Below are 20569 nucleotides of genomic sequence, written 5' to 3'. Positions count from 1 at the left end.
CGCCTTGAAGGTGCGAGGCGGTTGCGGAACAGATGCGGCCATGAGCAACATGGCTGCACATTCCGGAAGCTTCGACGTCGTCATCGTCGGTCGCGGGCCCGTGGGCTCGACGCTCGCCAACCTGCTCGGCCTGTGCGGCATCCGCACCCTGATCCTGGAGCGCGAAGCCAAGGCCTATCATTTGCCGCGCGCGGTGCATTTCGACGACGAATGCATGCGCGTGTTCCAGACCATCGGCCTTGCCGACGCCATCCTGCCCCACCTTACATTGAGTCCCGGCATGCGCTTCGTCGATGCCGAGGGACGGCTGCTGCTCGACTGGCCGCGCACCCGCGAGCCGACCTCGATGGGCTGGAATCTGAGCTACCGATTCCACCAGCCCGATCTCGAAAACGTGCTCAACAAGGGACTCGCGCGCTGGCCTCATGTCGAGCTGCGCACGCGCTGTGACGTCTTCGCGCTCGAGCAGGACCACAACGGTGCGCGCGTTCGCTATGAAGACCTCGGTACCGGCCGGCTCGTCGACATCTCCTGCGCCTATGTCATCGGCTGCGACGGTGCACGTTCGCTGGTGCGCCGCTTCATCGGCTCGGCGCTGGACGATCTCGGCTTTCACGAGCGCTGGCTCGTCTGCGACGTGCTGCTGAGGCAGGAGCGGCCCGATCTCGGCGACTTCAGCGTCCAGCACTGCAACCCGCAGCGTCCCGCAACCTATATTCGCGGCACCGGCAACCGGCGCCGGTGGGAGATCACGGTTCGTCCCGACGAGGACGCGGTCGAGATCACCCAACCGGCTCGCGTGTGGGAGCTGCTCTCACCCTGGCTCCGGCCAGCAGAGGCAGAGATCGAACGCGCCGCCGTCTACACATTCCACTCCGCGGTCGCCCAGCAATGGCGTGCCGGACGGCTCTTGCTCGCAGGTGATTCCGCGCATCAGACCCCGCCTTTCCTCGGTCAGGGCATGTGTGCCGGCATTCGCGACGCGGCCAACCTCGCATGGAAGCTGGCTCGTGTGATTGCCGGCAAGGCAAGGCCTGATCTTCTCGACACCTATCAGAGCGAGCGCGCGCCGCATGTGCGCGAATTCATCGAGCTCGCGATCCGGCTGGGCGGACTCATCAACACCAGGGCGGTCGAGGCGGCGCTCGCGACCGGCACGGCACAGGGCGACGGCCAGCTCAAGCTCGACGTGCAGAAGCCACTGCTCGGCCCGGGCCTTGCCGGCGGCGATCGAAGCATGACGGGAAAGCTGGCGCCGCAATTCCGCACCCGCGATCTCGGCCGCAGCGACGACCGCGTCGGCTATCGCTTCGCGCTGCTATGCCGGTCGGGTCTCGGGACCGCAATGATCGAGCAGCATCACGCCCGCCTGACAGCCGCTGACGTCGCCGTCATTTGCGGCGAGGAAGCTGGCGGCCTCGACGGCTGGCTCGATCAGCACGGCTTCGACGCCGTGCTGATGCGCCCCGACCGCTACATCCTGGGTGCAGTCCGCACGGGCGAAGATCCCGCGGCGCTGTTGTCAGGCCTCGCCTTCCTCGCACCGCTGCCGAGCGCGGCCTGAGCGTTTCCGTTCTTTTTGAGAGGGTTCACGTATGAAGCTGGTTTCCTTTGTGATCGACGGGCGTCCCGGATACGGCGCGGTGAAGGGAGACGGTGTGGTCGACCTCGGCCGGCGCCTGCCGGCGAAGAGCCTGCGCGCGCTGATCGAGGCGGATGCGCTCGGTCGCGCCGCCGAACTGCTCGCCCGCGAACAGACCGACTATCCGCTCAGTGCGATCGCCTTCGCGCCCGTCATCCCCGATCCCGGCAAGATCATCTGCGTTGGCCTGAACTATCGCGACCACGTCGCCGAGACCGGGCGGACCGTCACCGAGAAACCTGCGCTGTTTGCGCGCTTTCCCACCAGCCAAGTCGGCCATCTGCAGCCGGTCATTCGCCCTGGTGTCTCCGAACATTTCGACTACGAGGGCGAGCTTGCGCTCGTGATCGGGAGGGCCGGCCGGCACGTCCGGCGCCAGGACGCGCTCGCGCACATCGCCGGCTATTCCTGCTACAATGAAGGCAGCATCCGCGACTGGCAGCGCCATACATCGCAATTCCTGTCGGGCAAGACCTTCGACCGGTCCGGCGCGTTCGGCCCCTGGCTGGTCACCGCCGACGAAATTCCCGACCCGTCCAAGCTGACGCTGCAGACCCGCCTCAATGGCGAGACCGTGCAGCGGACCACCACGGATCTCCTCATCACCGACGTGCCCGATCTGATCGTCTATTGCTCGACGATCATGACCTTGCTGCCCGGGGACGTGATCGTCACCGGCACGCCGGGAGGCGTCGGCTTCAAGCGCACCCCGCCTCTGTTCATGAAGCCCGGCGATACGGTCGAGGTCGACATCTCGGGCATCGGCGTGCTGCGCAATCCCGTGACTGCCGAACCGGCAGCCTGACGTCTCCGCCTCGCGGAGAACCGCGAGGCGCACCAATCAAACACGACAAAAAACCAAGTCTTCAAATCCGGGGAGGATCATCATGTCGCGCTGTCTCAGATCCAGCATCGCTGGCCTGCTGCTGCTTGCAGGCTCATCCGCGCAGGCCGAAATCAAGGGGAGCGCCATCCGTATCGGTGTGCTCACCGACATGACCGGCATCTTCGCGACCGCGATGGGGCCCGGCTCCGTGGAAGCGGCCCGGATGGCCGCTGAGGAATTTGGCGGCAAGATCAACGGCAGGCCGATCGAAATCATTCAGGCCGACCATCAGAACAAGCCGGATATCGCGGTCGCGATCGCCCGGCGCTGGTTCGAGCAGGACGGTGTGCAGGCGATCGCCGACGGCGGCAGCTCCGGCGCGGCCCTTGGCGTCCAGGAGCTGGTGCGTAGCAACGGCAAGATCTTCCTCATCTCGGGGGCCGGCGCCAACCAGCTGACCGACGAAGCTTGCGCCCCGACCTCGGTGCAATGGACGCACGACGCCTATTCGACCGCGACCGCAGTCGTCTCGGGCATCATGCAGACCAGCAAGGAGCCATGGTTCTTCATCACCGGCGACTACGCGTTCGGTCATTCGGTGGAAGCGACCGCGCGCGCCCGCATCGCCGAGCTCGGCGGCAAGGTCGCCGGCAGCGTCAAGGCGCAGCTCGGCACGCCGGACTACGGATCCTTCCTGCTGCAGGCCCAGGCCTCCGGCGCCAAGATCCTGGCGCTCAACGTCGCCGGCGACAATGCCACAGCCATCAAGCAGGCCGAGGAGTTCGGGCTTGCGGCCCAGGGCATGAAGATCGTGCCGATGTCGTTCCAGAACGTGGACATTGAAGCCATCGGCCTCAAGGCGACGCAGGGCGATCTCATCGTCACCAGCTTCTTCGAGGATGCCTCCCCCGCCGCGCGCCGCTTCTCCGACGCGTTCTACGCGCGCCGGAAGGCGATGCCGTCACAGATACATGCCGGGGTCTATTCGGCCGTGCGGCACTATCTGCAGGCAGTGAAGGATGCCGACAGCGACGACGGCGCAAGCGTGATGGCCCGGATGAAAGCCACGCCGGTCTCGGACGCCTATGCGGACCACGGCCAGATCCGCGACGACCAGCGCATGGTGCACGACCTGTATCTGGTCCAGGTCAAGACCCCTGCCGAATCGAAGGGCCCCTGGGACTTCGTCAAGCTGGTGACGAAGATCGCCCCCGATCAGGCGTTTCGCCCGCTCGACCGCAGCAAGTGCAGCCTGGTCGGCAAGTGAGCACATGAGCGACCAAGCATGATTCCGGACGATCAGCGCGCCGTCATCATCACCGCCGCGGGCGGCCCGGAGGTCCTGTCGGAGCGACAGGACTGGCCGGTCCCGCGCCTCGGACCAGACGATGTGCTGATCGAGGTCGCAGCCGCCGGCATCAACCGTCATGACTGCAACCAGCGCGCTGCCGGGCCGTCGCGGGAGCCCAATCCCGTGCCGGGGTTGGAAGTCTCGGGGCGCATCGTAGCCTGCGGTGCCAACGCTCCTCCGGGACGATTGGGTGAAGCGGTCATCGCACTGACCGACGGCGGCTCATACGCGCAATACGTCGCCACCGATCAGCATCTTGCCCTGGACTTGCCGAGCGGCCTCGACTTGATCCAAGGCGCCGCCCTGCCCGAGGCGCTGTTCACGACCTGGTTCAATTTCTTCGAGCTGATGCGCATGATGCCCGGCGAGACGGCCCTGATTCATGGCGGCAGCAGCGGCGTCGGCACGATCGCGATCCAGCTCCTGCGCGCGCTGGGTCATCCCGTCATCGCCACCGCCGGCACCGCAGAGAAGCGCGCCGCGGCGCTCAGGCTCGGCTGCAGCGCCGTGTTCGACTACGCCGATCCTGATCTCGCCGAGCAGATCCGCGCGGCGACGGGGATGCACGGTGTCGACTGCATCCTCGACACCTCCGCAGGCGCTCACATCGCGCAGGACCTTGTGGCGCTCGCAATGGGCGGACGGATCGCCCTGCTCTCAGCCGGACATGGGAACGAGTTGGCGGTGCCGCTGCGCGGCCTGATGGCGCGCCGGGCCAGCATCACCGGCGCGTTCCTGCGTTCGACGGCACTGGACCTCAAACGACGCATCGCGGCCGACCTGCGGCAACGCGTCGGGCCCCTTCTCGGGACGGCCATTCGGCCGCACATCGACAGCATCTATCGCTTGTCCGAGGCGGCCGATGCGCACACCCGCATGGAGACGAGCCGACATATCGGGAAGATCGTGCTTTGCGTCCGCGAATGAGCGACGATCCATGTCTCTGCGCTCGTGCCGCCAAACGCAACGGCCGCCCGCCTACTGCTTGGCACCCGGAATGAGGTTCTTCAGCTTGTTCATGTCCTTGATGTTCATCTTCATGCCACCGGGCATGACGATGTCGCCGGGCTTCTGGTCGGGCTTGCAGGCGCCGAGCCACTTCGCCTCGATGGTCATCGCGGTCTCCTTGGCGGCGCCGGCGGCACCGCCCTGGATGCGCGAGGTGGTCTTCACCGTGTAGGCCGAGTTGAAGTCACCGGTGATGTCGGCATGCGAGGTCGTGTTCATGCCGCCGAAGCTGCAGACGGCATCACTGACATAGCCGGTTGCGGTCTTCTGGATGTCCTGCTTGGAGCAGACCTGCTGCGCCATCGGCGAGGCCATGTTGTTCATGTCCCTGTCGGTGGTCTCGTCGGTGCAGTGCTGCATGGTCATCTCCGGCAGCTGGCCGCCGGACCTGACCATCTTCAATTCCCACAGGCCCGCCTTGCGCACCGGCAGGTCCACGGCACGGGCCTCGTGACTCGCGGTCACGCTGAGGAGACAGCAGGCCAGAAGGCCGATGGCAGTGCGTGTGCAGGTCATGTGTTCCGTTCCGGCTCGTTGCGCGATGTCGGAGCGAATGCCGCCAAAAGATGGCAATTAGGAGAACGTTAGTACAGCGTCCGCAGCGGCCGTTGTGCCGAGCCATAGGGCACCCAGCGGCAGGCGAACGAGACGTAGCCGCCGTAGCGCGCATCGACGGCGCGGAACTTCGCGACCTTGCCGTAGGAGGCGCAATGATCGACCGCGAGCTGGCGCGCATCCGTGCGCTGGGCCAGCTGGTAGGCGATGATGCCGCCGGTGTCGTTGCCCTTGAAGGGCGGCACCACGTCGGCGTGGGCCGATGCGGTAGCCAGCAGCATCCCGACGGCCACGAGGCCTGCAGTCTTCACGAATCCGGCCTTCAGCGTCCGCATTGCATTCTCCTCGAGCTGGCCTGCCATCCTAAAGGTCCTGTGCGGTCAAGAAAAGAACACCAGCCTCGCGTTAACAGGACTAATCGTGGAGTGTTGCCGCGTTGCACTTGACCTCCTGTGGCCGCCGCGGCACGGTCCACGCTCCCGGATCAGCCTTGCGGACGGCCCATGCGCGACTTCAGCTCACCTTTCAAGATGTTCGGCGCCGCCTGTGGCGCGCTGCTTGCCGCTATCGTCGCCACCGCCCCGGCTCAGGCCGCCAATCCGCTCGAAATGAATTTCTGGCTCTCCGGTCCGAAGTACGAAGGCCGGGTTGCCCCCTGCGAGGCGGCCATTCCGACCATCGTGTCGCGATTCCAGGACAAGGAGAGCACCTTCTGGAATTCCTCGCTGACGATCACCGGCGTCGCCAACGTCCATGAGATCGCCTTCCGCCCCTGGCAGTCCGACAATATTCCGCGCCGCTTCTGCACCGGCAGCGTGATGATCAGCGACGGCAAGGCGCGCACCGTCAACTTCTCGATCATCGAGGATGGCGGCTTCGCCGGCTATGACCAGGGCGTCGAGTTCTGCGTCGTCGGCCTCGATCGCAACTGGGCCTTCAATCCGGCCTGCCGCGCCGCCAAGCCCTGATTCGATTTTGTCGGACCATCGGCCGCTCGCGCGGGCGGCCGGCTGACGAATGGCTGCCTCGGGGCAGCCATTTTGTTCTTGAAATGTTCCAACGCGCTGCTAGGCTCCTGGCATTGTCCGGGGAGTTCGCCATGTTCGATTGCCTGCGCCGACCTGCCGTCCTGTTGTCCATAACGATCGCCTGCTTTGCCCTCTTGGTGGGTGTGCTCGCGGCTGGCTCCGCCGAGGCGCAGGACCGTCGCCAGAACGCGCCGGGCGCGTTCGACTTCTACGTTCTCTCGCTATCCTGGTCGCCCTCGTACTGTGCCGAAGCCGAGGAGCGAGGCGGCCGCGGCAACCGGTCCCAGCAGTGCGGCGGCCGGCCCTACTCGTTCGTCGTGCACGGGCTGTGGCCGCAATACGAGAACGGCTACCCCGAATATTGCGAGCAGCCGGCGCCGCGCCTGCCGCGCAACATCATGACCTCGATGCTCGACCTGATGCCGGCGCCGGGCCTGATCTACAACGAGTGGGACAAGCACGGCACCTGCGCCGGCCTGTCCGCGAAGGCCTACTTCGAAATCATCCGCAAGGCCCGCGCCGCCATCAAGATCCCGCCGGAATTCCTCGATCTCGCGGAGGCCAAGACGGTGGCGCCGGGGGCGGTCGAGGAGGCCTTCATCAAGGCCAACCCCAAGCTCACGACATCGGGCATTGCCGTCACCTGCAACCGCACCAGGCTGAGCGAGGTCCGGATCTGCCTGTCGAAGGATCTGGAGTTTCGCAACTGCGACGAGATCGACCGCCAGGCCTGCCGGCGCGACGAGGTCAACATGCCGCCGGTCCGCGGCGGCTAGCGACGGCCGAATCGGGCGACCGCAGTGCGTCGGCCTGCGGCGCCTCTCGCCGCGGCGCTGATCCGATGCTCTCTGGATCCATCCGGCGCATCGACGGGGTACCCTTTTGACGCGGAACGGCGTAACTCGTGCCGCATGAACTACCGACACGCCTTTCACGCCGGCGGCTTTGCCGACGTCATCAAGCACATCGTGCTGACGCGCATCCTGATCTACCTCCAGGAGAAGCCCGCTGCGTTCCGGGTGATCGACACCCATGCCGGCGCAGGCCTGTACGATCTCACCGGCGACGAGGCCATCCGCAGTGGCGAGTTCCTCACCGGCATCGCTCGCGTGCTGCAGGCGCGCTTCTCCGAGCAGGCCTATGCACTCTTGTCGCCCTATCTCGACATCATCAGATCGTTCAATCCGAAGGCCGAGCTCGTCGCCTATCCCGGCTCGCCGCTGATCGCGCGCGCGCTGCTGCGGCCGCAGGACCGCATGACCCTGTGCGAGCTCGCGCCGATCCCCCGCAAGCAGCTGATCGATCAGTTGCGCCGCGACACCCAGGCCCGCGTCGTCGATCTCGACGGCTGGGTCGCCCTGCCCGCCTTCGTGCCGCCAAACGAGCGCCGGGGCGTGGTGCTGATCGATCCGGCGTTCGAGGCCAAGGATGAGTTCGAGCGGCTCGCGGACCGCTTTGCTGCGGCCTTCGCAAAGTGGACCACCGGTATCTACGTGCTCTGGTATCCCGCCAAGAACCGGCGTGCGACGGAAGAGCTGACCGATCGCGTCGCGGCGCTCGCGGCCGCGGCCAAGCCGCCGGGCAAGGTGCTGCGGATCGAGTTCAGTGTTGCGCCGCAGATCGAAGGCGAGGCGCTGACCTCGACCGGGCTGCTGATCGTCAACCCGCCCTGGACATTGCATGACGAGTTGAAGCTCATCCTGCAGGAACTGCAGAAGCCGCTCGGCCAGGGCGGCGCGGCGCGCTTCCGGATCGAATTCCCCAAAGCTTGAAACGGCGACTGGTCGAAAAGCCGTAGTCAATCGGCGCGGAACCGTATTATTGTGTCTAATTGTAAGACTGGCTTTACGTTCCGCTTCCGCGAATGGTTGCGGCGGGGTGATCAAGGCCTAACAAGATCCAGACGATCCGGCGTGGCGAGCGCTGGGCGTTAAGGTGGCCAACGCTTTCCGATCAAAGTGATGTCCGGTCGGACGCTGCGCAGAGCGCGCAGTGGAGGAAGCATTGCGGGGGAGGAGTTTCCCGATGGCCATGACTGGGACGGTCAAGTTCTTCAATGGTGAGCGCGGCTACGGCTTCATCAAGCCGGACGACGGTGGACGCGACGTGTTCGTGCACATCACGGCGGTGGAGCGCGCGGGCCTGAAGGATCTGACCGAGGGACAACGGATCAGCTTCGAGGTAGAGCCGGACAAGAAGGGCAAGGGCCCGAAGGCGGTGAACCTGGTCCTGTCGTCTTAGGGCGAGCCCACCAGGCGACGGTTCACGCACCAGCGTGAGACTGCAGCCGCGGGCGCCTCGACGGCATCTCATTCGTTCGTTTGGAAGCTGCCGGCAGCGCCGCCGGCTCGCGTGCACAGCATTGCCGGCTCGTACGTGCAGGCCGCGCGCGATGCTGCATGCCTCCAGATTGCACGGAGCACTACGACAAAAGGGACTCCGACAAAAAAATCCCGGCCGCGCGAGCGGCCGGGAGGTTGTCGTTGGACGTTTCTTCTTCCTATTCCCTCGTTGCCATCAGAAGTGGAAGTTGATGCCTGCGCGCACAACTCCAAACCGATAGTCGTTCTTCGCCCCCGTGATCACGAAATTGCTGCTGTCGAGATCGACGTAGAGATACTCGATCTTGGCGGTCCAGTTCTGCGCCAGGCCGAACTCGGTGCCGGCACCGAGCGTCCAGCCCACCGTGGTGTGCGATTCCGAAAGACCGAAGGTCTCGGCGCGCAGGCCGCCAAAGGCGAGGCCGCCGGTGCCGTAGAACAGGATGTTGTTGAAGGCGTAGCCGGCGCGGCCGCGCAATGTGCCGAACCATGGGTTCGAGAACTTCCACGGCGCAAAGGTGTCGTTGGCGCCGGTCAGGTTGATATCGCCCTCGGCGCCGAACACCCATGGGCCGTTCTGCCAATTGTACCCCGCGGTCAGGCCGCCGGTGAGGCCGGACGGCTTGGTCGGGTTGTTGCCGACGGTGCCCCATTCGTAGCCCAGCGTGCCGCCGAGATAGGGGCCGGCCCAGCTATAGGCGTTGAGGGGCTGGCTCACGGTATAGGGCGCGCCGCGCCCATAGCCGAGATCGGCCGCCTGCGCCGAGACCGATCCGAGAGCCGCCGCGCCCAAGCCCGCCGCGGCGGCAGCACCGACCAAGAACCTGTTCATCGCTCACTCCACGCAACTCGCCGTCACCACCCGGAGCATGCGCCGCGCGACTGTGCCGCGCGGGCCGACGTGGTTACGGAACTCTCGCTTCTTTCGTGAGCTTTTATCGAGAGTTTTAGGTTAAGCCGTTGTTAAGCCGGGTTACCCGGCCATTAACGTGCTTAACGAAGCGTTACCGCCCTGCCCTGTGCATGGCGCCATCGCAAGCTGGCGAGGCGGCGCGGCAGCGCTTAATTTGTTGGACATGACCACCCACAGCTCCGACCCATCCAAGGCGCCGACGCCCCCGAGCCGGCGTGGCGCGGCCGACCTGCCGCCCGAGACCATCGACACGCCCGATCTCGATCCCGCCGCCTCGGCTGCGGACGAGGACGATGACGGCCGGCTGCCGGAGCTGGCCGAGGAGAGCCTGGAGGCGGTCGGCGAAGGCCCGCTCGCGATCGGCCACGCGGCGATCGAGAATGCCGTGCGGCTCGCGCCGACCTCGCCCGGCGTCTACCGCATGCTCAATACGGCCCATGACGTGCTCTATGTCGGCAAGGCCAAGAACGTCAAAAAGCGCCTGTCATCCTATGCGCGGGCCAACGCGCCGCTGCCGGCGCGCATCCTGCGCATGATCGCGGCCACCGTGACCGTCGAGATCATCTCGACCACGACCGAGACCGAGGCGCTGCTGCTCGAAGCTAACCTGATCAAGCAGCTCAAGCCGCGCTTCAACGTGCAACTGCGCGACGACAAGTCGTTCCCCTACATCCTGATCACCGGCGACCATTGGGCGCCGCAGATCCTCAAGCACCGCGGCGCGCAGTCCAGGCCGGGGCGCTATTTCGGTCCGTTCGCCTCGGCCGGCGCCGTCAACCGCACCATCACAGCGCTGCAGCGCGCCTTCCTGATCCGCTCCTGCACCGATTCGTTTTTCGAGAGCCGCACCCGCCCCTGCCTGTTGCACCAGATCCGCCGCTGCGCCGGGCCCTGCACCCAGGAGATCGACTTCCCCGGCTACACCGAGCTCGTGCGCGAGGCGACCGACTTCCTGTCCGGACGCAGTCAGGCCGTGAAGGCGCTCCTGGCGACCGAAATGGAGAAGGCGTCTGGCGAGCTCGAATTCGAGACTGCCGCTGTCTATCGCGACCGTCTCGCGGCGCTGTCGGCGATCTCCTCGCAGCAGGGCATCAACCCGCGCACCGTCGAGGAAGCCGACGTGTTCGCCATCCACCAGGAGGGCGGCTATTCCTGCGTCGAGGTGTTCTTCTTCCGCACCGGCCAGAACTGGGGCAACCGCGCCTACTTCCCGCGCGCGGAGAAGAGCTATCTGCCGGAGGAGGTGCTGTCGGCGTTCATCACGCAGTTCTACGACGACAAGCCGCCGCCGAAGCTGATCCTGCTGTCGCATGAGATCGAGGAAGCCGAGTTGCTCGCCGAGGCGCTGTGCGTCAAGGCCGGCCACAAGGTCGAGGTGTCCTGCCCGAAGCGCGGCGAGAAGAAGGACCTGGTCACCCATGCGCTGACCAATGCGCGCGAGGCGCTGGGCCGCAAGCTCGCCGACACCGCAACGCAAAGCCGGCTGCTGGAGGCGATGACCACAACGCTCGGCCTGCCGCAGGTCCCGAAGCGCATCGAGGTCTACGACAACAGCCACATCCAGGGCACCAACGCGGTCGGCGCGATGGTCGTCGCCGGCCCCGACGGCTTCATGAAGAACCAGTACCGCAAGTTCAACATCAAGTCGGAAGGTCTCACGCCCGGCGACGACTACGCCATGATGAAGGAGGTGCTGCAGCGCCGCTTCAAGCGGCTGGTGTCACCGTCGGAGAAGGATGTCGCACGCGCGGCCAAGGAGGACGACGTGCCGCAATGGCCCGACCTCGTCATCATCGACGGCGGCCGCGGCCAGCTCAATGCCGTCCGCGAGATCTTCACCGAGCTTGGCGTCACCAACGTCGCGCTGATGTCGGTCGCCAAGGGCCCCGATCGCGACGCCGGCCGCGAGACGCTGTTCATCCCGGAGCGGGAGGCGATCAAGCTCGAGCCGCGCGACCCCGTGCTGTATTTCATCCAGCGGCTGCGCGACGAGGCACATCGCTTCGTCATCGGCTCACATCGCAAGCTGCGCAAGAAGGACATCCGCGAGGCCGGCCTGCAGGAGATCCCCGGCATCGGTCCGTCGCGCAAGCGCGCGCTGCTGCACCATTTCGGCACGCTGAAGGAGATCGAGCGCGCCTCGATCGCCGACCTCGGCAAGGTGCCCGGCGTGAGCGCCGAGAGCGCGCGCAAGATTTTTGAATACTTCCACAGCAACGCGGGTTGAGGCTGCGGCCTCCCGATCCGGCGCAAGCCCGGCTCTCTCCGCCCGTTCATTTCGGGGAGCCCCCCCCCGCGAGCCCGGAATCCATACTCACATGGGGACGGGACCCGTTGTGGCGCTCATCCCCGCATCATCCAGACAATCGTGGTTATGGATTCCGGGCTCGCGCTACGCGCGCCCCGGAATGACGGAGCGGCCGGGCCCGCCGCCTCCCGACGGCGCTGCCAGCACGCAGAAAGTATTTTACCCGGATATAAATATCCGATATACGCCCGGGTGATAATCAGGAGCCCGTCATGACCCCCGACCAGCGCAAGGTGGCCGTCGCCGCCTACAAGGAGCGCAAGAGCCCTGCCGGCATCTTTGCCGTCACCTGCGCCGCCACCGGCGAGCGCTGGATCGGCTGCGCGCCGGATCTCGACAAGATCCAGAACCGGCTGTGGTTCACCCTGCGCCAGGGCGGCCACCGCCGCGGCGGGCTGCAGGCGGCGTGGACCGCCCACGGCCCTGACGCGTTCAGTCTTGAGGTGATCGAGACGTTCGATGAGGAGACGCTGGCCTATGTCCGCGACCGAGTGTTCGCGGAACGCCAGGCGCATTGGTGCGCGGTGCATGGCGCGGAGGCCATCTGAGGCTTCCTCTCAAACATTCGCCCGGCTGTCACCGCACTGCAATAAGGTCGCGGCCACGCGTCGCGGCCGCCGATCTGGGCACTGGCGCGACCGCGTCCGGTTGCTTAATGAAGCGTTGCGGCTCGCGTTGCCTCGCGCGCGAGAGTTCCTATCTCCGCAAGGCTTTGTTGCGATTTGCGTCATATCTGCGTCATCCTGTCCGGGCGGCTCGGCTCGAAGGTTGACGTTCGCACGGCATCAGTATTGGTACACGGGATGAATATTGCGACCACACGCGTGCCCAGCAAGACGTCGACGTCCCTGCCGAACATCCTGACCTATACGCGCATCGCCGCGATACCGGTCGTGGTCGGCTGCATCTACGCGCAGTCGGTCTGGATGTATCCTTTGTGGCTCCGCTGGGTCGCCGTTGCGGTGTTTATTGCGGCTGGGATCACCGACTACCTCGACGGTCATTTCGCGCGGATCTGGAACCAGCAATCGGCATTCGGCCGTATGCTCGACCCGATCGCCGACAAGCTTCTGGTTGCCTCCTGCCTGCTGATGCTGGCCGCCGACAGCACCATCCAGAACTGGTCGCTGTGGGCGGCCATTGTGATCCTGTGCCGCGAGATCCTGGTGTCGGGCCTGCGCGAATATCTCGCCGCGCTGCGCGTCTCGGTGCCGGTGACCAAGGTCGCCAAATGGAAGACCACGATGCAATTGGTGGCAATCGGCTTCCTGCTCGCGGGCGAGGCGGGCGATGCCGCGGTCGCCCAGGTCTCGACGGCCGTTGGCCCGATCGTGAGCGGGATCGGAATTTGGCTGCTCGGCTTGTCGGCGGTCTTCACCATCTACACCGGCTACGACTATTTCCGCGCCGGCATCCACCACCTCATCGAGGCAGACTAGCGATGAAGGTGAAGTATTTCGCCTGGGTGCGCGAGCGCATCGGCAAGGCCGAGGAGACCATCGAGCCGCCGGCGGATGTCCGCACGGTCAGCGAGCTGATCGCCTGGCTCAGCGCGCAGGGCGAGGACTACGCCTATGCGTTCGAAAAGCCCAAGGTGATCCGCACCGCCATCGACCAGACCCATGTGCAGCCGGATGCGGCCATCGCCGGCGCCCGCGAGATCGCGTTCTTCCCGCCGATGACCGGCGGCTGAGGCCGAGCGCCGGACCGGCAGACCAGGACACGGCATCATGACCGCGATCGTCACCGTCCGCGTGCAGCACGAGGATTTCGACACCGCCGCCGAGATCGCGGCGCTCAGCCATGGCCGCACCGACATCGGCGCCGTCGTCACCTTCTCCGGCCTGTGCCGCGGCAACGACCATGACACGCCGATCAGCGCGCTCACGCTCGAGCACTATCCCGGGATGGCGGAAGCGGAGATCATGCGCCATGCCGAACAGGCGATGACGCGCTGGCCGCTGCAGGGGCTGACCGTGATTCACCGCTTCGGCCGGATCCGGCCGGGCGAGAACATCGTGCTGGTGGTGACCGCGTCGAGCCACCGCCAGGCGGCGTTCGAGGCCGCGGAGTTCCTGATGGATTATCTCAAGACCAACGCGCCATTCTGGAAACGCGAGGAAACCGAGGACGGCGGCAGCTGGGTCGAGGCCAGGAGCCACGATGACGCCGCCGCAGCGCGCTGGACAAGGTGATGGCGAAGACGGTCAAGACGGCAGCGCCGCGCAAGGCGGCGGCACTGAGGCTGCCGAAGGTCAATGCGGGCGAGCTGGTGAGCCTGCTCGACTACCTGCGCTACGCCGTGAGCTGCTTCCAGAACGCCGATCTGGTGTTCGCGCACGGCACCACCGATCCGGTGTCCGAGGCCGCCTTCCTGATCGGCGAGGCGCTGCATCTGCGCCCCGATCAGTTCGAGACCTTCGTCACGGCCCGGGTCACCGCCGCCGAAGGCAAGACGATCCTCGACCTGATCTCGGCCCGAATCACCACGCGCAAGCCGGCGGCGTATCTGGTCAACAAGGTCTATATGCGCGGCCTGCCGTTCTATGTCGACGAGCGCGTCATCGTGCCGCGCTCGTTCATCGGCGAGCTGCTGGAGACGCATTTCGGTGGCGCCGAGGGCGACGGCACCTCGCTGATCGACGATCCCCTGGCGGTCGACAGCGTGCTCGACCTCTGCACCGGCTCCGGCTGCCTCGCCATCCTCGCGAGCCGCCACTTCCCGAATGCAGTCATCGACGCGGTCGACATCTCCAAGGATGCGCTCGCCGTCGCGGCGAAGAACGTCGCCGCCTACGATCTCTCCGGGCGCGTCTCGCTGCACCGCGGCGACCTGTTCGCCCCCCTCAGCCAGCGCCGCTACGATCTGATCATCACCAACCCGCCCTATGTTGATGCCGAGGGCATGGCCGGCTTGCCGCGGGAATGCCGCGCCGAGCCGGCGCTGGCCTTCGATGGCGGCGCTGATGGCCTCGACATCATCCATCGCATCCTCGGCCAGGCGCGCGACCACCTGACCGCCGAAGGCGGGCTGTTGTGCGAGGTCGGCCGCGACCGTCCGCAGATCGAGGCGGCGTATCCCGACCTGCCGCTGCTCTGGCTCGACACTGAGGACTCCGAGGGCGAGGTGTTCTGGATCACCGCGCGCGATCTCGTCTGAGACGCGGCTGCCTGAGGCACACCCGCGCGGTTGGCGCGAAATGACGCGGCGACTTCCAATATGCGGCACAATCTGCTGCTGCTGTGCAGAATCCGCTCACCAGGGCAGCAGGAACGCCGGACCTTTGACATTTCCGTCTGCGCGCGAAGCTGATAACTTGCAGCCGGCCCGGATCAGCGGCTGACAACGTCGGCGCACCCATTCAGGCCCATCAAGCACGATCCGTTTCGGCAAGCTTTTCTGGCACCGGTTCGCCACCTTTCCGGATCATGCTGCCGCCGTCGCACAACCGTCCGAGAGGTCCCCATGCTGGACAAGAGCCCCCGCCCCGCCGTCACCGTTCCGAATGATCTTGCCGCGCATTGGATGCCGTTCACCGCGAACCGCGCGTTCAAGAAGAACCCGCGCCTGCTCGCCGGTGCCAAGGACATGCACTACATCACCGTCGACGGCCGCAAGATCATCGATGCCGCCGCCGGCATGTGGTGCTGCAATGCCGGCCATGGCCGCAGCCAGATCGCCGAGGCGATCGGCAAGCAGGCCGCGGCGCTCGACTATGCGCCGCCGTTCCAGTTCGGCATTCCCCAGGCCTTCGAGCTGGCGAACCGCATCGCCGACCTCGCGCCCGCCGGCCTCGATCACGTGTTCTTCTGCAACTCCGGCTCGGAGGCGGCCGACACCGCGCTGAAGATGGCGCTGGCCTACCACCAGATCAACGGCCAGGGCAGCCGCACCCGCCTGATCGGCCGCGTCCGCGGCTATCACGGCGTCGGGTTCGGCGGCACCTCGGTCGGCGGCATCGTCAACAACCGCAAGCTGTTCGGCACCTTGCTGACCGGCGTCGACCACATCCCGGCCACCTATGACCGCGAGAAGCAGGCCTTCACCAAGGGCGAGCCGGAATACGGCGCGCACTTCGCCGATGAGCTCGAGAACCTCGTCAACCTGCACGGCGCCAACACCATCGCCGCCGTGATCGTCGAGCCGATGGCCGGCTCGACCGGCGTGATCCCGGCGCCGAAGGGCTATCTCAAGCGGCTGCGCGAGATCACCCAGAAGCACGGCATCCTGCTGATCTTCGACGAGGTCATCACCGGCTTCGGCCGCCTCGGCTACGCCTTCGCCGCCGAGCGCTATGGCGTGACGCCTGACCTTCTCACCTTCGCCAAGGGCGTCACCAATGGTGCGGCTCCGATGGGCGGCGTGCTGGTGCGTGACACCATCCATGACGCCTTCATGAGCGGCCCCGAGCACATGGTGGAGTTCACCCACGGCTACACCTACTCGGCGCATCCGATCGCCTGCGCGGCCGGCCTCGCCACGCTCGACATCTATCGCGACGACAAGCTGTTCGAGCACGCCCGCGTGATCGAGCCGAAATTCGCCGATGCGGTGATGTCGCTGAAGGGCCTGCCCAACGTGCTCGACATCCGCACCGTCGGTCTCACTGCGGGCATCGATCTCGCCTCGCTGCCGGACGCGGCCGGCAAGCGCGGCTACTCGGCGATGGAGACCGCTTTCCACGACAACGACCTGATGCTGCGCATCGCCGGCGACACGCTGGCGCTGACCCCGCCGCTGATCGTCAGCGAGGATCAGGTCGGCGAGATCATCGAGAAGGTCGGCAAGGTCATCAAGGCCGTCGCATAAGCCGCGCGCGGACATCGTCAGCCAACAAGAATGGCGGCCCCGGTGGCCGCCATTTCCTTATCTGGACTGCTTCCCAGCAGCGGTCATTCCAGGGCAATCGTCAACGCGGCCGCGCGTTGGCGATTGAACCCGGAATCTCGCGCTTGTTGGGAAGGGACGCAAGGCAATATCGGGATTCCTGGTTCAAGGCCTGCGGCCTTGCCCCGGAATGACGTTGGTTGGCATAGCTATTCATACGGTCTCGCTCTGGCTCCGCATCGGTCGTGCGCCGCCATCACCTTATGAAGTCCGCTCCTACCCGGCGTGTGGGAGAGCATCCCCGATCGCAAGTAGCTTGCCCTGCAAGGATTGCCGCAGAACGGCACGCCTGATTGCCGGGAACCTTCGCAAATCCTCCACGTTCATGTCGCGAGCCGGCGGTTTGCGCGGCGAACGGATTGTCGGAGGACGCGCATGCTTGCACCGCCAGGAGAGCTGTTGCGCTTGGGACTCGAGCAGAGGCTCAACCGCGTGAAGCGCGCGACCCAGTCTTACATACGTGATCGCGCGCGACAGGCCACCGGCACCGTGACGTCCTACGCCGTCGCGGCCGGGATGTTCGCCACTGCGGGCGTCTTCCTGATCGCCGCCTGCATTGTCGGGCTGACGGCGCTGTTCCGCTGGGTGGAAATGACCTACGGCCTGTTCACCGCGTTCGCGGTGGTCGGCGGCATCCTGGTCGCGCTGGCGGTGATCTGCGCGATCATCGCCGCGGTGAAGCTCCGCAGCCCGTCGCCGCATTATCCTTCACTCTCCAGCCGGCTGCGCGTGGCGATCGCCGCGCCGGTGGCCCAGGAACCCGATGCGGACGAGATCGATCCCGACACCATCCCCTTGGCTCCGTCATCGACGTCGCCGAATCACGCGAGCGGAGTTGCGGGCGCACTCGGACGGGTCAACGTGCCCGTCGGTGTCGCCGTTGCGGCACTGCTGCTCGGCGTGGCCGCCCTGCGCAGGCGTCACCGCAGCAAGTGAGCCTGCCCGGACAGCGACAGGCGCGGTTCGACGGACATCGAAGCATAACGGGCTCAGTTGAGCTGATCCGCGTCGGGATCGCTGCCGCTCCTGGAGCGCCTACATGCGCCGATCAGGCGAAGGGCGTCGCGAGCATGTCTAAAGATGTCTGGAATCCGCACGGCGCGTACTCCGGCGTTCTACGGACCCGCGACACTACGATGACACTCCGCTTGCCGAGCTGAACTTGCGTAAATGACACGCAGACGAGAAATCATCGGCGTCTCCCGGTATTTGAATCCCGCCCACTATCCTCGCGAATCAACAGAAGTGCTAAGGTTGCGTTCGGTTGGGAGCGCCGCGCAGCATGATCCGTATCTCCACGATTTTCATTGCCGTTTGTATGGTTCTGGTCGCGGCCTCGCTCGGCCTGATCCTGTATTCGGTGGCCGGTATCAGTGGCTCGGAATCGGCGATCGTCGCGCTCACCGCACTGACCTTCCTGATTCTCTACAACGCCGTGTCGATGCGACTGCGCGACCGCACCGATGTCGGCAGCCAGATCGCCGATCTGTCACGCGGCACCGCCGACCTCGCGCGCCAGGTCGCCGAGTTCGGCCGGCGGCTGTCGGCGGTCGAGGGACGCATCGTGTCGTCGAACTCGGTCAGCGCCGATCGCCTCCAGGGTGTGATCGGCGAGATCAATGAGCTCGGCGGACTGATGAAGCAGCTCGCCGTCACCGTGGCCCAGCACGAGGACCTGATCGCGGCCATCCCGCCGGCAACACCACCGGGAGCTGGGGCCAGCGCGGTTCGCGACGCCGATCGCCCGCTCCCGGCGACCGCTTCCTCCAGCGGCGCGCTCGAGATGAACGCGCTGCCGTCGAGCGGCGTCGAGCAGAAGGTGGCCGAGACCTCCGGCACGTTCAGCGCAGCACCGGCTGCCGCCCCCCTGCCGCCCAAACCGCAGGCCCCGGCGGTCACGGCCGTGCCGCGCAGCCAGCCGCAGATCCTCGCCGCCGTCAAAGGCGCGATCGAGGACAACCGCCTCGACATCTATCTGCAGCCGCTGGTAACGCTGCCGCAGCGCAAGGTGCGCTTCTACGAGGCCGTAACCAGGCTACGCGACGAGCGCGATCAGGTGGTCGCGGCCGAGGACTTCATCAGCATCGCGGAAGCCGCCGGCCTGGTCGGGCGCATCGACCACATGGTCCTGCTTCGCTGCGTCCAGGTGCTTCGCCGCCTGATGGTTCGCAACAAGGACGTCGGCATCTTCTGCAACATCTCCTCGGCCACCCTGAGCAGCCCTGCAAACTTTTCACAATGCCTCGATTTCCTCGAAGCCAATCGCGCTCTGGCGCCGTCCTTCGTGCTCGAATTCAAGCAGTCGACCTTTCGCAGCCTGGGCCCGACCGAGACCGAGCACCTCGCGGCCCTGGCGCAGCGCGGCTACCGCTTCTCGATCGACCACGTCACCGACCTCCGGTTCGAGCCGCGCGAGCTCGCTGATCGCGGTGTCCGCTTCATCAAGGTTCCGGCCGTGCTGCTGCTCGACCCCAAGCAGAGCTCGGCCTCGGACATTCATCCAACCGATCTCTCCGATCTGCTGGGCCGCTTCGGCATCGACCTGATCGCCGAGCGGATCGAAGGCGAGAACAGCGTCGTCGACCTGCTCGACTACGACGTCCGCTTCGGCCAGGGCTTCCTGTTCGCGCCGCCCCGCCCATTGCGACCGGAGGGCGCATCTGCTACCGGCGATGCCGCCGCCGGCCCATCGGGCGGGCAGGACATCAAGATTCAGGACCCCAATGCCGCCGGCACCACCTCTCTCGACGTGTCACACACCAACGCTCCGACGCGCAGCGGCAATGCCGCCCTCGCCCGCCGTGTCGCCGGCACCATCTGAGATCAGCCGCCTGCCATGACCGTTCTCCGCTTCGAAGAGCGGCTGCGCGATCTTGTCGGCCGCAAGCAGGTTTTGCTGAGCGACATCTGGGGCGTGGTCCATAACGGGCTGGAGTCCTTCCCCGACGCCTGCGACGCGCTGCACCACTTTCGCCGCCAGGGCGGTACGGTGATCCTGATCACCAACGCACCGCGGCCGGCCGATTCGGTCCAGCGCCAGTTGCGCAAGCTCGGCGTCGCCGACGAGGTCTACAGCGCCATCGTCTCCTCCGGCGATTTGACCCGCCACTACGTGGCCGATCATCCCGGCGGCAAGGTGTTCTGGCTCGGCCCCGAGCGCGACAATTCCATCCATCGCGGTCTCGACCTGGCGCTGTCGCCTCTCGAGGAAGCCTCCTACATCATCTGCACCGGCCTCTACGACGACGAGACCGAGACCGCCGAGGACTACCGGCCGATGCTGCTGCGCGCCCGCGAGCGCAGGCTGCCGCTGATCTGCGCCAATCCGGACATCGTGGTCGAGCGCGGCGACCGGCTGATCTATTGCGCCGGCGCCATCGCCGAGCTCTACCGCGAGCTCGGCGGCGAGGTGATCTTCTACGGCAAGCCGCACCGGCCGATCTACGAGCGCGCCATGATGCTGGCCGAGCAGCACGCCGGCCGGCCGGTGGCGCGCGAGGAGGTGCTCGCGATCGGCGATTCCGTGCGCACCGATCTCGCCGGCGCGCACGGCTTCGGCATCGACTGCCTATTCGTGACCCGCGGCATCCATTCCGAGGAGTTCGCCGGCGTCGAGCAGCTCGACCCGGCCTCGGTCAAGGAGCTGTTCGGCCACCCGCCCCGCGCGCTGATGCGCGAATTGAAGTGGTGAACGGATCCTGAAACGAAAAACGCCCGGCCGAGTGCCGG

Annotated in this window: 21 protein-coding genes; 18 read left to right on the top strand and 3 right to left on the bottom strand. The window is 66.2% G+C overall.

Annotation, left to right across the window (positions count from 1 at the left end; genetic code table 11):
* The first annotated feature begins 40 nt into the window (after positions 1–40).
* The 4 genes from QX039_RS12355 to QX039_RS12340 all read left to right on the top strand — a co-directional run bounded on the left by QX039_RS12355 (position 41) and on the right by QX039_RS12340 (position 4746).
* Positions 41–1564 (top strand): bifunctional 3-(3-hydroxy-phenyl)propionate/3-hydroxycinnamic acid hydroxylase, encoded by a 1524-nt coding sequence (locus QX039_RS12355; protein WP_315771281.1) that lies wholly within the window; start codon positions 41–43, stop codon positions 1562–1564.
* Positions 1565–1595: 31 nt separating this feature from the next.
* A complete protein-coding gene (locus QX039_RS12350) occupies positions 1596–2447 on the top strand; it encodes a fumarylacetoacetate hydrolase family protein (protein WP_315771279.1) in 852 nt (283 codons plus the stop codon).
* Between the two features lie 82 nt (positions 2448–2529).
* On the top strand, positions 2530–3735 hold the full coding sequence (locus tag QX039_RS12345) for an ABC transporter substrate-binding protein (RefSeq protein WP_315771278.1): 1206 nt from the start codon (positions 2530–2532) through the stop codon (positions 3733–3735).
* 18 nt (positions 3736–3753) lie between these two features.
* Entirely contained in the window at positions 3754–4746 is a 993-nt protein-coding gene (locus tag QX039_RS12340; RefSeq protein WP_315771277.1) for an NAD(P)H-quinone oxidoreductase, read from the top strand.
* 51 nt (positions 4747–4797) lie between these two features.
* Here QX039_RS12340 and QX039_RS12335 read toward each other — a convergent pair whose 3' ends face one another.
* A complete protein-coding gene (locus tag QX039_RS12335) occupies positions 4798–5343 on the bottom strand; it encodes a DUF3617 domain-containing protein (RefSeq protein ID WP_315736610.1) in 546 nt (181 codons plus the stop codon).
* 68 nt (positions 5344–5411) lie between these two features.
* Positions 5412–5717, bottom strand: coding sequence for a hypothetical protein (locus QX039_RS12330; RefSeq protein WP_315771431.1), 306 nt, complete (start codon positions 5715–5717; stop codon positions 5412–5414).
* A gap of 168 nt (positions 5718–5885) precedes the next feature.
* Here QX039_RS12330 and QX039_RS12325 point away from each other — a divergent pair, with 168 nt between their 5' ends.
* The 4 genes from QX039_RS12325 to QX039_RS12310 all read left to right on the top strand — a co-directional run bounded on the left by QX039_RS12325 (position 5886) and on the right by QX039_RS12310 (position 8651).
* Positions 5886–6350 carry a hypothetical protein gene (locus QX039_RS12325; RefSeq protein ID WP_315713599.1) on the top strand — a complete coding sequence of 155 codons (465 nt, stop codon included), beginning with the start codon at positions 5886–5888 and terminating at the stop codon, positions 6348–6350.
* 131 nt (positions 6351–6481) lie between these two features.
* Positions 6482–7186 carry a ribonuclease T2 gene (locus QX039_RS12320; protein WP_315771275.1) on the top strand — a complete coding sequence of 235 codons (705 nt, stop codon included), beginning with the start codon at positions 6482–6484 and terminating at the stop codon, positions 7184–7186.
* A 135-nt stretch (positions 7187–7321) separates the two neighbouring features.
* Complete coding sequence (locus tag QX039_RS12315; protein ID WP_315771273.1) at positions 7322–8182, top strand: 23S rRNA (adenine(2030)-N(6))-methyltransferase RlmJ; 861 nt, start codon at positions 7322–7324, stop codon at positions 8180–8182.
* A 253-nt stretch (positions 8183–8435) separates the two neighbouring features.
* Positions 8436–8651: a cold-shock protein gene (locus tag QX039_RS12310; protein WP_006612991.1), complete on the top strand. Its 216-nt coding sequence runs from the start codon at positions 8436–8438 to the stop codon at positions 8649–8651.
* A gap of 276 nt (positions 8652–8927) precedes the next feature.
* Here the strand turns inward: QX039_RS12310 and QX039_RS12305 are convergent, their stop codons facing one another.
* Positions 8928–9563 (bottom strand): porin family protein, encoded by a 636-nt coding sequence (locus tag QX039_RS12305; protein WP_315771271.1) that lies wholly within the window; start codon positions 9561–9563, stop codon positions 8928–8930.
* Positions 9564–9807: 244 nt separating this feature from the next.
* Between QX039_RS12305 and uvrC the strand changes: the two genes are divergently transcribed.
* The 10 genes from uvrC (at position 9808) to QX039_RS12255 (ending at position 20531) form a co-directional block, all read left to right on the top strand.
* On the top strand, positions 9808–11871 hold the full coding sequence (gene uvrC, locus QX039_RS12300; RefSeq protein WP_315736605.1) for an excinuclease ABC subunit UvrC: 2064 nt from the start codon (positions 9808–9810) through the stop codon (positions 11869–11871).
* A gap of 293 nt (positions 11872–12164) precedes the next feature.
* Positions 12165–12500, top strand: coding sequence for a GIY-YIG nuclease family protein (locus QX039_RS12295; RefSeq protein WP_315736604.1), 336 nt, complete (start codon positions 12165–12167; stop codon positions 12498–12500).
* A 255-nt stretch (positions 12501–12755) separates the two neighbouring features.
* The gene (gene pgsA, locus QX039_RS12290; protein WP_315736603.1) at positions 12756–13391 is read left to right on the top strand and encodes a CDP-diacylglycerol--glycerol-3-phosphate 3-phosphatidyltransferase; all 636 of its coding nucleotides are present in this window, start codon (positions 12756–12758) and stop codon (positions 13389–13391) included.
* Positions 13392–13393: 2 nt separating this feature from the next.
* A complete protein-coding gene (moaD, locus tag QX039_RS12285; RefSeq protein ID WP_315736602.1) occupies positions 13394–13645 on the top strand; it encodes a molybdopterin converting factor subunit 1 in 252 nt (83 codons plus the stop codon).
* A gap of 37 nt (positions 13646–13682) precedes the next feature.
* Positions 13683–14147, top strand: a complete 465-nt coding sequence (locus QX039_RS12280; RefSeq protein ID WP_315736601.1) for a molybdenum cofactor biosynthesis protein MoaE — start codon at positions 13683–13685, stop codon at positions 14145–14147.
* Positions 14147–15112 carry a 50S ribosomal protein L3 N(5)-glutamine methyltransferase gene (gene prmB, locus QX039_RS12275; protein ID WP_315736600.1) on the top strand — a complete coding sequence of 322 codons (966 nt, stop codon included), beginning with the start codon at positions 14147–14149 and terminating at the stop codon, positions 15110–15112. Before QX039_RS12280 ends, prmB begins: the two co-directional genes overlap by 1 nt.
* A gap of 306 nt (positions 15113–15418) precedes the next feature.
* Positions 15419–16762: an aspartate aminotransferase family protein gene (locus tag QX039_RS12270; protein ID WP_315736599.1), complete on the top strand. Its 1344-nt coding sequence runs from the start codon at positions 15419–15421 to the stop codon at positions 16760–16762.
* Positions 16763–17239: 477 nt separating this feature from the next.
* Positions 17240–17776, top strand: coding sequence for a phage holin family protein (locus QX039_RS12265; RefSeq protein ID WP_315771430.1), 537 nt, complete (start codon positions 17240–17242; stop codon positions 17774–17776).
* Between the two features lie 346 nt (positions 17777–18122).
* Positions 18123–19661 (top strand): EAL domain-containing protein, encoded by a 1539-nt coding sequence (locus tag QX039_RS12260; protein WP_315736597.1) that lies wholly within the window; start codon positions 18123–18125, stop codon positions 19659–19661.
* Between the two features lie 15 nt (positions 19662–19676).
* Entirely contained in the window at positions 19677–20531 is an 855-nt protein-coding gene (locus QX039_RS12255; protein WP_315736596.1) for a TIGR01459 family HAD-type hydrolase, read from the top strand.
* Positions 20532–20569 lie beyond the last annotated feature (38 nt).

It is taken from the genome of Bradyrhizobium sp. SZCCHNR1043 (assembly GCF_032489675.1).
In the GTDB taxonomy this organism is placed as follows: Bacteria; Pseudomonadota; Alphaproteobacteria; order Rhizobiales; family Xanthobacteraceae; genus Bradyrhizobium.
Note: the sequence above shows the minus strand (reverse complement) of the source record. Positions and strands in the feature narration are given on the sequence as shown.

Excerpts from the sequence above, each read along its gene's own strand:
- QX039_RS12355 (WP_315771281.1), top strand. The coding sequence starts at position 41 with ATGAGCAACATGGCTGCACATTCCGGAAGCTTCGACGTCGTCATCGTC.
- QX039_RS12350 (WP_315771279.1), top strand. The coding sequence starts at position 1,596 with ATGAAGCTGGTTTCCTTTGTGATCGACGGGCGTCCCGGATACGGCGCG.
- QX039_RS12345 (WP_315771278.1), top strand. The coding sequence starts at position 2,530 with ATGTCGCGCTGTCTCAGATCCAGCATCGCTGGCCTGCTGCTGCTTGCA.
- QX039_RS12340 (WP_315771277.1), top strand. The coding sequence starts at position 3,754 with ATGATTCCGGACGATCAGCGCGCCGTCATCATCACCGCCGCGGGCGGC.
- QX039_RS12335 (WP_315736610.1), bottom strand. The coding sequence starts at position 5,343 with ATGACCTGCACACGCACTGCCATCGGCCTTCTGGCCTGCTGTCTCCTC.
- QX039_RS12330 (WP_315771431.1), bottom strand. The coding sequence starts at position 5,717 with ATGCGGACGCTGAAGGCCGGATTCGTGAAGACTGCAGGCCTCGTGGCC.
- QX039_RS12325 (WP_315713599.1), top strand. The coding sequence starts at position 5,886 with ATGCGCGACTTCAGCTCACCTTTCAAGATGTTCGGCGCCGCCTGTGGC.
- QX039_RS12320 (WP_315771275.1), top strand. The coding sequence starts at position 6,482 with ATGTTCGATTGCCTGCGCCGACCTGCCGTCCTGTTGTCCATAACGATC.
- QX039_RS12315 (WP_315771273.1), top strand. The coding sequence starts at position 7,322 with ATGAACTACCGACACGCCTTTCACGCCGGCGGCTTTGCCGACGTCATC.
- QX039_RS12310 (WP_006612991.1), top strand. The coding sequence starts at position 8,436 with ATGGCCATGACTGGGACGGTCAAGTTCTTCAATGGTGAGCGCGGCTAC.
- QX039_RS12305 (WP_315771271.1), bottom strand. The coding sequence starts at position 9,563 with ATGAACAGGTTCTTGGTCGGTGCTGCCGCCGCGGCGGGCTTGGGCGCG.
- uvrC (WP_315736605.1), top strand. The coding sequence starts at position 9,808 with ATGACCACCCACAGCTCCGACCCATCCAAGGCGCCGACGCCCCCGAGC.
- QX039_RS12295 (WP_315736604.1), top strand. The coding sequence starts at position 12,165 with ATGACCCCCGACCAGCGCAAGGTGGCCGTCGCCGCCTACAAGGAGCGC.
- pgsA (WP_315736603.1), top strand. The coding sequence starts at position 12,756 with ATGAATATTGCGACCACACGCGTGCCCAGCAAGACGTCGACGTCCCTG.
- moaD (WP_315736602.1), top strand. The coding sequence starts at position 13,394 with ATGAAGGTGAAGTATTTCGCCTGGGTGCGCGAGCGCATCGGCAAGGCC.
- QX039_RS12280 (WP_315736601.1), top strand. The coding sequence starts at position 13,683 with ATGACCGCGATCGTCACCGTCCGCGTGCAGCACGAGGATTTCGACACC.
- prmB (WP_315736600.1), top strand. The coding sequence starts at position 14,147 with ATGGCGAAGACGGTCAAGACGGCAGCGCCGCGCAAGGCGGCGGCACTG.
- QX039_RS12270 (WP_315736599.1), top strand. The coding sequence starts at position 15,419 with ATGCTGGACAAGAGCCCCCGCCCCGCCGTCACCGTTCCGAATGATCTT.
- QX039_RS12260 (WP_315736597.1), top strand. The coding sequence starts at position 18,123 with ATGATCCGTATCTCCACGATTTTCATTGCCGTTTGTATGGTTCTGGTC.
- QX039_RS12255 (WP_315736596.1), top strand. The coding sequence starts at position 19,677 with ATGACCGTTCTCCGCTTCGAAGAGCGGCTGCGCGATCTTGTCGGCCGC.